We start from the raw sequence: 11,510 nt of genomic DNA on the forward strand, positions 1-11,510 counted from the left end.
CCTCCTCGGTCGTGGCGAGTGGCCGTGCGCCCATGGTCTCCCGCCTGCTCCCGTCCGGCTCCCCCGCAGGTCGCCCTCCTGCTGCCCCCGGCTCACTGCCCTGCCGACCCCACCGGAGCGCCGCCCGCCCTCGCGTTGCCGCCACCTGCAAGGGCCCCTAGCGTCGGACCCCCGTCATCGTGGAGAAGCCCATGTCGCAGAGCCACGACCCCGCCCCCACCACCACCGCCCCGACCAGCGGCCGCATGGCCGCGGGCACCCGCTCCACCCTGCTCGGCGCGATGTTCCTCATGGCCACCTCGGCCATCGGACCGGGCTTCATCACCCAGACGACGACCTTCACCGTCCAGCTGGGCGCCGCGTTCGCCTTCGCGATCGCCGTCTCGATCGTCATCGACATCGCGCTGCAGCTGAACGTGTGGCGGGTGATCGGCGTCAGCGGCCGGCGGGCCCAGGAGCTGGGCAACCTCGTCGCCCCCGGTCTCGGCTGGGTGATGGCCGCCTTCCTGCTGATCGGCGGGCTGGTGTTCAACATCGGCAACGTGGCCGGGGCGGGCCTCGGTACCGACGCCATGCTCGGACTGGACCCGAGGATCGGCGGGGCCGTCTCCGCCGTCATCGCCATCGGCATCTTCCTCAGCCGCCGGGCGGGGGTCGCGGTCGACCGCATCGTCGTCGTCCTCGGCCTGCTGATGATCCTGCTGACCGCCTACATCGCGATCACCTCGGGCCCGCCGGTGGGCCAGGCGCTGCGCAACGTCGTCCTCCCCGAGCAGGTCTCCTTCCTGGCGATCACCACGCTGGTCGGCGGCACGATCGGCGGCTACATCGTCTACGCGGGCGCGCACCGGCTGCTCGACTCCGGGGTCACCGGCCGGGAGCACGTCCGCGACATCACCCGCGGCTCGGTCACCGGGATCGTGATCACCGGGATCATGCGGGTCGTCCTCTTCCTCGCCATCCTCGGTGTGGTGGCCGGTGGCGCCGACCTCGGCACCGAGAACCAGGCGGCCAACGCCTTCCAGGCCGCGGCGGGCCAGGTCGGGCTGCGGGTCTTCGGCGTCGTGCTCTGGGCCGCGGCGATCACCAGCGTCATCGGCGCCTCCTACACGACGGTCTCCTTCATCACCTCCCGGACCCGCACCAGCGACCGCACCCGCACGATGCTGGTGGTCGGCTTCATCGCGGTCACCACGCTGGCCTTCCTGCTCATCGGGGCCGCCCCGACCACGCTGCTGGTCTTCGCCGGCGCCTTCAACGGGCTGCTGCTGCCGATCGGCATCGCGGTCATCCTCTGGGTGGCCACCCGCCGGTCGGACCTGATGCACGGGTACCGCTACCCCCGCTGGCTGCTCGTCGTCGGGTGGGTGGCGTGGCTGCTGACGATCTACCTGGCGGTCAACTCGGTCCGCCCGGTGATCGCCCTGTTCTCGTGAGGGAGGCTGACGGGATGGACCTCAACTCCGACCTCGGCGAGGGCTTCGGCCAGTGGCGGCTGGGGGACGACGAGGCGCTGCTGGACGTCGTGACCAGCGCCAACGTGGCCTGCGGCTTCCACGCCGGCGACCCGTCGATCATGCGGCGGGTGTGCGCCCGGGCCGCGGAGTCCGGGGTCGCCGTCGGCGCGCAGGTGTCCTACCGCGACCTGGCCGGCTTCGGCCGCCGCTTCGTCGACGTCGAGCCCGCCGAGCTGACCGCCGACGTGCTGTACCAGCTGGGCGCGCTGGAGGCCTTCGCCAAGGTCGCCGGCTCCCGGGTGCGCTACGTCAAACCGCACGGCGCGCTCTACAACACGATCGTCACGCACGAGGAGCAGGCGGCCGCGGTGGTGCAGGCGGTGGTCGCGTACGACCGCGACCTGCCGGTGCTGGGGCTGCCCGGGTCGGCCTGGCTGCGGCTGGCCGACGAGGCCGGGCTGACGACGGTGGCCGAGGCGTTCGCCGACCGCGAGTACACCCCCCAGGGCACGCTGGTCTCCCGCCGGCTGCCCGGCGCGGTGCTGCACGACGCCGACGAGATCGCCCGCCGCTGCGTCGCGATGGCCACCGGTGAGCCGGTCACCGACGTCGAGGGCGGCCTGCTGCGGCTGTCCCCGGAGTCGATCTGCGTGCACGGCGACACCGAGGGCGCGGTGCAGATCGCCCGGCAGGTGCGCGAGGCGCTCACCGCGGCCGGGGTCGCGCTGGCCCCGTTCGCCCCCTGATGCGCGTCCTGCCCAGCGGGTCGACCGCGCTCCTGGTCGAGCTCGACGGCCTCGACGAGGTCCTCGGCCTGTACGCCGCACTGGTGGCCGAGCCGGTCGAGGGAGTGGTCGACGTCGTCCCGGCCGCGCGCACCGTCCTGCTGGTGACCGACCCGGCCCGGACCTCGCTGGACGCGGTCGAGCGGGCGGTGCGGCAGACCCGGCCCCGCACCGACCGGAGCGGCCGGGAGGAGCTGGTCGAGCTGCCGGTCGTCTACGACGGCGCCGACCTCGCCGACGTCGCCGGTCTCCTGGGGGTCGAGCCGGCCGAGGTGGTGCAGCGGCACACGCGAGCCGAGTGGACGGTCGCCTTCTGCGGTTTCGCCCCGGGTTTCGGCTACCTCACCCAGGACGGCGGCGGGTGGGACGTGCCCCGTCGGCCCACCCCGCGCACGAAGGTGCCGCCGGGGTCGGTGGCCCTTGCCGGGGAGTTCAGCGGCGTCTACCCGCGGGAGTCCCCGGGCGGATGGCAGCTGATCGGGCGCACCGACGTCGCCGTCTTCGACCTCGGCCGGGACCCGGCGGCGCTGCTGCGCCCCGGTGTGCGGGTGCGCTTCGTGGACGCGACGTGACCCGCACGCTGACGGTCCTGGCGACCGGGCCGCTGACCACCGTGCAGGACGGCGGCCGGCCCGGGCAGGGCGCGCTCGGCGTCGGCCGGTCCGGCGCCGTCGACCGCGCCGCCGCGCGGCTGGCCAACCGGCTGGTGGGCAACGACCCGGACGCCGCGGTGCTCGAGGTGACCCTGGGCGGGCTGGTGCTGCGCGCCGGCGCGGACCTGGTGGTGACCACGACCGGAGCGCGGTGCTCGGTCGCGCACAACGCCCCGGTGCCGCTCCGGGCGGGCGCGGAACTGCGGCTCGGCCTGCCGCCCACGGGGCTGCGCACCTACGTCGCCGTCCGCGGCGGGATCGCCGTCGAGCCGGTGCTCGGCAGCCGCTCGACCGACCTGCTCTCCGGGCTCGGTCCGCCGGTGCTCTCCCCCGGCGACGTGCTGCCGGTCGGGGAGCCCACCGCGCCGATGCCGGGGGTCGACCTCGCGCCGGTGCCGGACCCGCCCGGCGACGAGGCGACCGTGCGCGTGCTGCCCGGCCCGCGCGCCGACTGGTTCCCCGCCGAGGCCGCGACCGCCCTCACCACCACCTCCTGGGAGGTGACCGGCGAGAGCAACCGGATCGGCCTGCGGCTGGCCGGGGTCGCGCTGGAGCGGACCCGCACCGGAGAGCTGGCCAGCGAGGGCATGGTGCGCGGCGCGCTGCAGGTACCCCCGTCCGGGCAGCCGGTGCTCTTCCTCGCCGACGCCCCCGTGACCGGTGGATACCCGGTCATCGGCTACGTGGAGGACGCCGACGTCGACCGCTGCGGCCAGCTCCGCCCGGGCCAGACCCTCCGCTTCCGGGGCGCGGTCGTCCCCCGCTGACCGGCCGTCCCGGTCACTCCGCTCAGGGCCGGTCGGCGGGCCGGGCGACCGCACCGGTCACGACGTCGCGCACGGGCACCAGGTCGCGGACCGGCGCCGGCCGGGCCGAGGGCGGCCACGGCGTCCGCGTCGAGGTACCTCACCGCAGCACGAACCCGGGGACGAGCGGGTCGTGCGGGTCGACCACGAAGACGTGCTCGCCGGTGCGGTAGGCCATCCCGGTGACCTGCGGGAGGACCGCGGGACGACCGTCGACGTCCACGGTCGCGAGCACCCGGCCGGTGGAGGTGCTGCCGACGATCGACTCGTGCCGCAGCACGGTGCCGGCCGGTAGCCGGCCGTCGTCGGCGAGCACCGCGAGCGGGGCGCAGGTGCCCGAGCCGCAGGGTGAGCGGTCGACCTCGCCGTCGGCGAAGACGGCCACGTTGCGCTGGTGGACCTGCCCGTCGGTGTCGCCGAGCTCGTCGACCCAGATCGTCCCGTAGACGCCGTTCAGCCGTGGGTCGTCCGGGTGCGCGGCGTGCTCGCTGTCGTCGAGCGCCCACGTGACCTCCCGGCCGAGGGTGATCAGCTCGCCCAGGTGCTCCGGGGTGACCGACAGGCCCAGCTGCGCGGCGGGCAGGGTCGCGTAGATCGCCCCCCGTAGGCCAGGGTCACGGTCACCTCGCCCCGGGAGGTGGTCACCGGCACCTCCCGGGCGACGACCCAGCTCGGCACGTTGACGAAGTCGACCGCCACCGTCCGTCCGCCTTCCCGGTGCACCCGCGCGGTCACCCGGCCGGAGGGGACGTCGACGACCACGTCGACACTGCCGGTCCCCGGTGCGGCCCCCCGGCCGGTGTCCACCGCCCACACGCCCAGCGCGATGGTGCCGTGGCCGCAGGCGGTGGAGAAGCCGTCCTTGTGCCAGAACAGCACCCCGAGGTGGGCCCCGGCGTCGTCTGGTGGCACGACGAAGCCGCCGTACATGTCCGCGTGGCCGCGCGGCTCCGAGCACAGCACCGCCCGCAGCTCCTGGACCTCGGGGTCCTCGATCGCCCGGGCCCGGCGGTCGGCCACCGTCGTCCCGGGGATCGGCACCGGCGGGTCGGGAACGATGCGGAACGGCTCTCCGGCGGTGTGGTGGTCGACGGTGCTGATCGCCCGGGGCCGCATGGCGCCACCATACTGTGTAGACTGGTCTACCTATTACCGACCGAGGAGTTCCCGTGCCCGATCATGGAGGCCCGCAGACCGTGGCGACCGAGCCCCAGGTGCGGTCCGGCCGGGGCTCGGCGCGGGCGCGGCTGCTGGCTGCAGCAGCGGAGTGCTTCTACGACCACGGGGTCAACGGCACTGGCATCGACACCATCACCGCCGCGGCGGGGGTGGCGAAGATGAGCCTCTACAACAACTTCGCCGGCAAGGACGACCTGGTCCTGGCGTACCTGGAGGCCCGGCACGAGGAGTGGCTGGGCCTCCACCGCCGCCGGCTGGGAACGGCGACCGACGCCCGGCAGCGGGTCGCCGCGGTCTTCGACGCCTACGTCGACCACGCCGAGCTGGCCCACCGACACGGCTTCCGCGGCTGCGGGCTGCTCAACGCGGCGGCCGAGCTGCCCGCCGGTGCGCCGGGGCGGCAGCTGGTGCGCCGGCACAAGGAGGAGGTCGAGGCACTGCTGGCCGCTTCCTTGGCCGAGCTGGACGGGGTGACGGCCGAGCAGGCCGCCGATCTGGCCGAGCAGCTGTCGTTCCTGCTCGAGGGCGCGATGGCCCGGGCCGGACTGGAGGGCGACTCCCGTCGGTTGCACCGCGTCCGCGAGCTGGCGCTGCAGCTGGTGGACGCCGCCCCTCGCGGGCACGCACGGTGAGGCACGACGCGACGTACGGCAGCGTGTGCGTGCTGGCCGCGGCCGTGCTCTGGGGCACGACGGGCACCGCGGCGGCGCTGGCGCCCGGGGTCGGGTCGCTGGCGGTCGGTGCGGCGGCGATGGGCGTCGGCGGCCTGCTGCAGGCGGGGTCCGCCGGCCGCGTCATGCGCGCCCACCGCGCCGGGCTGGCTGCGCAGTGGCGGACACTGGCGCTGTCCGCCGCCGCGGTGGCGGTGTACCCGCTGGCCTTCTACACGTCCATGCGCCTGGCGGGGGTGGCGGTCGGCACGGTGGTGTCGATCGGCTCGGCGCCGATGGCGGCCGCCCTCGTCGAGCGCGTCGTCGACCGCCGGCCGCTGTCCCGGCGCTGGGCGGTCGGTGCCACCGTCGGCGTGCTCGGCGTGCTCGCGCTGGCCCTCGCCCACCCCGACGCGGGCGGGCCGACGGCCGGCACCTCCGGCACGAGGCCGCTGCTGGGCATCGCGCTGGGGCTGCTGGCCGGGCTGACCTACGCGCTCTACTCCTGGGGCGCCGCACGGGTGATGCGCCGCGGACTGCCCTCCCGCCCGGTCATGGGCACGGTCTTCGGGGCCGGCGGGGTGCTGCTGCTGCCGGTCCTGCTGCTCACCGGCGCACCCATCGTCGCGGACTGGTCCGACTTCGCGGCCGTGGCCTACCTGGCCACCGTGCCGATGTTCCTCGGGTACGTGCTGTTCGGCCGGGGCCTGGCCGCGGTCCCCGCCAGCACCGCCACCACCCTCTCCCTGCTCGAGCCCGCCGTCGCCGCGGTCATCGCCGTCCTCGTCCTGCACGAACGGCTGCCCGCCCTGGGCTGGTTGGGCATGGCGATCCTGCTCGGCAGCCTGGTGCTGCTGACCGCGGGTCCGCGCCGGCCGGGGACCGGCGCGGCGAGCAGTCGGCCGACGAGTCCGTCAGGCGCGGTCGACGTCGTCGCGTAGCCCCCTCGGGGACGGTTCGAGCGACCGGCGGGCGCTGCGCGACGATGAGCCGTCCCCGACGACCCCTGGAGGAACGCGCGTGCAGACCGCCGACCCGGCGACCCCGACCGGCTCCCGGCCCCGGTGGTGGGCGGTGCTCGCGCCCGCCGCCGCGCTGGTCCTCGCCGCCCTGTGCCTGCGCGCGCCGTTCTCCGCCGTCGGCCCGGTGCTCGGCGAGCTGGGCGACGAGCTGTCCCTGGCGCAGGCGGCGCTGTCGGTGCTGCCCACGCTCCCGCTGGTCTGCTTCGGCCTGGTCTCCCCCCTCGCGCCCGCGCTGGCCGCGCGGCTCGGCGTCCAGCGGGCCGTCCTGGCCGGCCTGGTCGTGCTCGCCGCCGGGATCGCCCTGCGCACGGCCGGCACCTGGGGTCTGTACGCCGGCACCGTGCTGCTGTCGGCCGGCATCGCGGTGGGGAACGTGCTGGTCCCCGCGGCCGCGCGGGCCGTCTACGGGGACCGCGCGGCACCGGTGCTGGGCGCGACGACCGCGACGATGGGGTTCTCGGCCAGCCTGGGCGCGGGCCTGGCCCAGCCGCTGGTCACGGTGACCGGGAGCGCGGTCGCCGGGCTCACGCTGTGGCTCGCGCCGGTCCTGGTGGCGATCCCGGCGATGGCGCTGCTCGCCCGGCGCGCCCGCCCCGCGGCCGGTCCCCCGGCGGCCCGGCTGCCGGTGGTCGCCGTCCTGCGGGACCGCGTGGCGCTGGCCGTGACGGTGTTCTTCGGCCTCCAGTCGCTGGCCTTCTACGTGATGCTCACCTGGATGGCCGACGTCCTCGAGGACGACGCCGGCACGACCGCGGTCACCGCCGGGGGCCTGGTGGCCGCCGCAGCCGCGTTCGGCGCACCCTGCGCGCTCGTCGTCCCGCCGCTGGCCGCGCGGCAGCGGTCCCAGGTGGCGTGGGTGGCCGGCGCGACCCTCCTGTCGACCGTCGGCATCCTCGGCCTCCTCGTCGCGCCCACCGCCGCCCCCACGGTGTGGGCAGTGCTGTGGGGCCTGGGCACCGGGACGGCGTTCCCGCTGGCGCTGACCCTCGTGCTGGTGCGCACCCGGGACGCCGCGCAGACCGGCCGGCTGTCGGCAGCCGCGCAGAGCGTCGGGTACCTGCTGGCCGCCACCGGGCCGCTGGCGGTCGGCCTGCTGCACGACGCGACGGGCGGGTGGCGCGCGGGGCTGGCCGTGCTGCTGGTCCTGCAGGGCCTCCAGCTCGCGGCCGGGCTGCACGCCGGCCGGCCGCGGCTGGTGACCGAGGCGACGACGGACGCCCACGCTGCCGGATCCTCCCGCTGACCACGCCTGCCCGACCCGGGCGCCCCTCGCCGTCTACGGGAGATTCGGTGGGCCGGTCGCCAGATCTGCATTTCAGCGACCTGAAACTGTCGCGCTCGTACATATGTTCGAATCGTTACATGAGCCGGTGCCCTGCGCACGCCGATCGAGGCGGCGCTGGTCGGTCGGCTGCTCGACCGGCCGCCGGCCACGCGCCGGGTGCCGGTCGGTGCGCTGACCCGCGAGGGGAGGGCCGCCTACCAGGCCGAGCTGGTGCTCGGCCTGGCCGAGGACACCCTCGACCCGCCGCCGGACCAGCCGGCGCGCGGAAGGGGTCGTGGGCGCCGGAGCCCGAGGTGTCCGGGGTCTCAGTTATTCACTGCCGAGCCGTCAGGGGGCATTGCCCGCACTAAGAAGACGTTGCAGAAGTAGGTCCTTGAGCCCTGTTCCGCTCTGACGGTTCGGCGCAGCTTGTCGAGCATGTCCTCGCTGGCGTCTTCCCCGCCGCCCCGGCTGATCGGCGATGAGCTGTGGACGCTGTTCGAGCCGTTGATCCCGCCGCAGAGGCTGGCGGTGCACGGCCGCACCGGCCGCCCGCGGGTCTGCGACCGCGATGTGCTCGAGGGCATCGCCTTCGTGCTGTCGACCGGGATCGGTTGGACCAAGCTGCCCGCCGAGCTGGGCTACGGCTCGGGGTGGACCTGCTGGCGGCGGATGCGTGAGTGGGCGGATGCCGGCGTGTTCGACCGGGTGCACCAGGCGGTGCTCGACCGGCTCGGTGAGCAGGGGGAACTGGATTGGTCGCGGGCCAGCCTGGACTCCGTCAGCGTCCGGGCGAAAAGGGGGGTGAGCTGACTGGGCCCAATCCGACCGACCGGGGCAAGGCCGGCAGCAAGTACCACCTGCTCGTCGACGCGCACGGGCTGCCGCTGAACGTGCTGGTGTCGGCCGCGAACCGGCACGACAGCCTGTTCGTCGAGCCGATCCTGGACTCAATGCCAGCGATCAAGCGGGGCGGCCGCGGCCACCCGCGCCGCCGACCGGTCAAGCTGCACGGCGACAGGGGTTATGACATCCCGCGGGTGCGCCGTTACCTGCGCCGCCGCGGCATCACCGCCCGCATTGCCCGCATCGGGCGCGACTCCAGCGCCCGGCTGGGCCGGCACCGCTGGGTGGTCGAGCGGACGCTGGGCTGGCTGCTGTCCTACAAACGTCTGGCGCTGCGCTACGACCGCACCGCCGTCACCATCACCGCGCTGGCCCGGCTTGCGATCACTTTGATCTGCGCGCGACGCCTACCGACGAACTAATGCAACGCCTTCTAAGGGCCCTATCCAAGGGCGCAGGGTTACCCCTGCCCAGGCGACGCCCCCTCAGCCGACCTCCAGCCGATTGTGCAGCGTAGCCTATCGGGGAGGCAACGCCGTCCGTACCGTGTGGTGTCCTGCGACTGCGACCCACCACGAGGGCCTCTGCATCGCTGACCGAGAGGGCACGGCCGTGGCGATTAATGACGCTGTGCGGAAGGCATTCGAGGGCGAGCAGGCGGCGGCCTACGAGCACGCCTTTCTATCCGAGCTCCTAGTCAACTGGCGCGACTGCGAGAAAAGTATCAACAGAACTACCGTTCTGTTAGTGTTGGCGTGCGGCGTGTCGGAACTTGTCATCCGTGGGGCGACTTCCGAAGTAGCGGTTGCGGGAGTCAGAATCACAGACCTCGCAATCTTATACGCCATACTTCCTGTAGTGATTGCGTACCTGTACTCGAGTCTCATGTTCCTAGCTGCGGAGTCGTCGATGAACGAGACTGCGTTCAAGAGCATACTCATCACACGACAGCCCGCACTTTGGCAGGCCCGCTTGGGGCGGCTGCTCTACCCCTCCAACATGACCTTCTTCGCTGGGGATCGGCTTCGCTTCGGCTTCGGAAAGAAGGCTAAATTACACAAGTACGTAGATCTCGCAGCTGGTGCGCGAACATTCGTCCTCGTCATCGCACCAGTCTTCTACGAGGTGCTCCTTTTCTGGCGGCTCTTCCTCAGGGCGGGCACTGCAAGTATTACATTGTGGCTTGCACTGTGCCTCTCGACGCTGCTGATAGCGTCCGCGCTTATCGGCTTGATCGCAGCGAGCACGGTCTGGGATTATGAGGATTGAAGGCGAGAGGGGTCCGGCCTAGGCTTGCCACTCGCTCGATGTCCTAGAAGGGGTAGGCGGGCAGGTCGCCGCGCAGCGTGACCCACTGGGTCTCGGTGAACGCCTCGACGTTGGCCTGCGGACCGCCGTGGCGGGAGCCGGTGCCCGACGCCCCGACCCCGCCGAAGGGGGCCACGGCCTCGTCGTTCACGGTCTGGTCGTTGATGTGCACCAGGCCCGACGGGATGCGCTCGGCCAGCTGCAGGCCGGCGTACACGTCACGGGTGAGGATGCCCAGGGACAACCCGTACTCGGTGCCGCGGGCCAGCTCCGCCACCTCGTCGAGGCTCCGGAACGGGGTCACCGGCGCGACCGGGCCGAAGATCTCCTCCCGGTAGGCGGGCGCCTCGACCGGCACGTCGCCGAGCACGGTAGGCCGGTAGAACAGCCCCTCGAAGGTGCCGCCGGTGCGCAGCGTCGCCCCGCCCTCGACGCTGCTCGTGACCAGACCGTGCACCCGGTCGCGCTGGCCGGCGTCGATCAGCGGGCCGAGCGCGACCTGCTCGCGGAAGGGGTCGCCCACCGGCAGCTCCGCCACCTTCTCGGTGAGGACGGCGGTGTACTCCTCGGCGATCGACTCGTGCACCAGGTGCCGGCTGGTGGCCATGCAGATCTGACCCTGGTGGGCGAAGGTGCCCCACGCGCCCACCGAGGCCGCCGCGGTCACGTCGACGTCGGGCAGCACGATGAGCGCGGAGTTGCCGCCGAGCTCCAGGTGCGCGCGCTTGAGGTGCCGGCCGGCCAGCGCGCCGACCGCGCGACCGGCCCTGGTCGAGCCGGTGAAGGCGATCACCCGCACCGGCGGAGCGGTCACCAGGGCCTCACCGACGTCCGCGCCGCCGGGCAGCACCTGGAACACCCCCGCCGGCAGCCCGGCCTCCTCGAAGACACGGGCGAACAGCACGCCGCCGGAGACCGCGGTGCGCGGGTCGGGCTTGAGGACGACGGCGTTGCCGAGCGCCAGCGCCGGGGCGATCGCCCGGATCGCCAGGATGGTCGGCACGTTGAACGGCGCGATGACGCCGACCACGCCAGCCGGCACCCGGCGGGCGAAGGACAACCGGGGCGCCCCGGTGCGCAGCAGCTCCCCGTACGGGTGGCTGGGCAGCGCCGACGCCTCGTAGCACTCGGCGGCGGTGGTGTGCACCTGGAAGTCGCCGAAGGGCTGGACCGCGCCGGTCTCCCGGGCCAGCCAGCCCCTGATCTCGTCGGCGTCGGCCTCCAGCACCTCACCGGCGCGGCGCAGCACCCGCGCCCGGTCCTCGAACGGGGCGGCCGCCCACGCCCGCTGGGCCTCGGCCGCCCGGTCCGCCGCGGCGACGACGTCCTCCGGGGTGGCCTTCCCGACCGCGCCGACGACGTCCCCGGTCGCGGGCTCGACCACGTCGTAGGTGCCGCCGGACCCGTCGGTCCACGCGCCGGTCCAGAGCTTCCCCCGCCACGCGCCGTCGTCCAGCAGTGCCATCCCTGTCCGTCCTCTCGTCCGGGCGGTGGGTCCCGGAGTCGCCCTGGGAGCCGCCTCCCGGCAGGGTAGGTGGGA

Annotated in this window: 10 protein-coding genes and 1 pseudogene; 9 read left to right on the forward strand and 2 right to left on the reverse strand. The window is 74.0% G+C overall.

What is annotated here, in order from left to right; translation table 11 throughout:
• Positions 1 to 191: 191 nt before the first annotated feature.
• The 4 genes from BMW27_RS03565 to BMW27_RS03580 are packed head-to-tail and all read left to right on the forward strand — an operon-like array spanning position 192 to position 3,662.
• Positions 192 to 1,436 (forward strand): NRAMP family divalent metal transporter, encoded by a 1,245-nt coding sequence (locus BMW27_RS03565; RefSeq protein WP_091439139.1) that lies wholly within the window; start codon positions 192 to 194, stop codon positions 1,434 to 1,436.
• Positions 1,437 to 1,450: 14 nt separating this feature from the next.
• Complete coding sequence (locus tag BMW27_RS03570) at positions 1,451 to 2,203, forward strand: LamB/YcsF family protein (protein ID WP_091439143.1); 753 nt, start codon at positions 1,451 to 1,453, stop codon at positions 2,201 to 2,203.
• The gene (locus BMW27_RS03575) at positions 2,203 to 2,814 is read left to right on the forward strand and encodes a 5-oxoprolinase subunit B family protein (RefSeq protein ID WP_091439146.1); all 612 of its coding nucleotides are present in this window, start codon (positions 2,203 to 2,205) and stop codon (positions 2,812 to 2,814) included. Before BMW27_RS03570 ends, BMW27_RS03575 begins: the two co-directional genes overlap by 1 nt.
• On the forward strand, positions 2,811 to 3,662 hold the full coding sequence (locus BMW27_RS03580) for a 5-oxoprolinase subunit C family protein (protein ID WP_091439149.1): 852 nt from the start codon (positions 2,811 to 2,813) through the stop codon (positions 3,660 to 3,662). Before BMW27_RS03575 ends, BMW27_RS03580 begins: the two co-directional genes overlap by 4 nt.
• A gap of 139 nt (positions 3,663 to 3,801) precedes the next feature.
• Here the strand turns inward: BMW27_RS03580 and BMW27_RS24545 are convergent.
• Positions 3,802 to 4,817: pseudogene (locus tag BMW27_RS24545) on the reverse strand (proline racemase family protein).
• Positions 4,818 to 4,870: 53 nt separating this feature from the next.
• On the opposite strand from BMW27_RS24545, the gene BMW27_RS03590 reads away from it, so the two are divergent.
• The 5 genes from BMW27_RS03590 (at position 4,871) to BMW27_RS03615 (ending at position 9,931) form a co-directional block, all read left to right on the forward strand.
• Positions 4,871 to 5,512 carry a TetR/AcrR family transcriptional regulator gene (locus tag BMW27_RS03590; RefSeq protein WP_217638028.1) on the forward strand — a complete coding sequence of 214 codons (642 nt, stop codon included), beginning with the start codon at positions 4,871 to 4,873 and terminating at the stop codon, positions 5,510 to 5,512.
• Positions 5,509 to 6,471, forward strand: coding sequence for a DMT family transporter (locus BMW27_RS03595; protein ID WP_217638029.1), 963 nt, complete (start codon positions 5,509 to 5,511; stop codon positions 6,469 to 6,471). Before BMW27_RS03590 ends, BMW27_RS03595 begins: the two co-directional genes overlap by 4 nt.
• 79 nt (positions 6,472 to 6,550) lie before the next feature.
• A complete protein-coding gene (locus BMW27_RS03600) occupies positions 6,551 to 7,795 on the forward strand; it encodes an MFS transporter (protein ID WP_091439156.1) in 1,245 nt (414 codons plus the stop codon).
• Positions 7,796 to 8,254: 459 nt separating this feature from the next.
• A protein-coding gene (locus BMW27_RS03610; protein ID WP_091439162.1) for an IS5 family transposase occupies positions 8,255 to 9,084 on the forward strand; the annotation gives its coding sequence in 2 pieces (ribosomal slippage) (positions 8,255 to 8,612 and positions 8,612 to 9,084; 831 coding nt in all).
• 190 nt (positions 9,085 to 9,274) lie between these two features.
• The gene (locus BMW27_RS03615) at positions 9,275 to 9,931 is read left to right on the forward strand and encodes a hypothetical protein (protein ID WP_091439165.1); all 657 of its coding nucleotides are present in this window, start codon (positions 9,275 to 9,277) and stop codon (positions 9,929 to 9,931) included.
• A gap of 43 nt (positions 9,932 to 9,974) precedes the next feature.
• Here the strand turns inward: BMW27_RS03615 and BMW27_RS03620 are convergent, their stop codons facing one another.
• Complete coding sequence (locus BMW27_RS03620; RefSeq protein WP_091439168.1) at positions 9,975 to 11,435, reverse strand: benzaldehyde dehydrogenase; 1,461 nt, start codon at positions 11,433 to 11,435, stop codon at positions 9,975 to 9,977.
• Positions 11,436 to 11,510 lie beyond the last annotated feature (75 nt).

Origin of the sequence: Geodermatophilus poikilotrophus (genome assembly GCF_900111455.1) — a bacterium.
Lineage (GTDB): Bacteria > Actinomycetota > Actinomycetes > Mycobacteriales > Geodermatophilaceae > Geodermatophilus > Geodermatophilus poikilotrophus.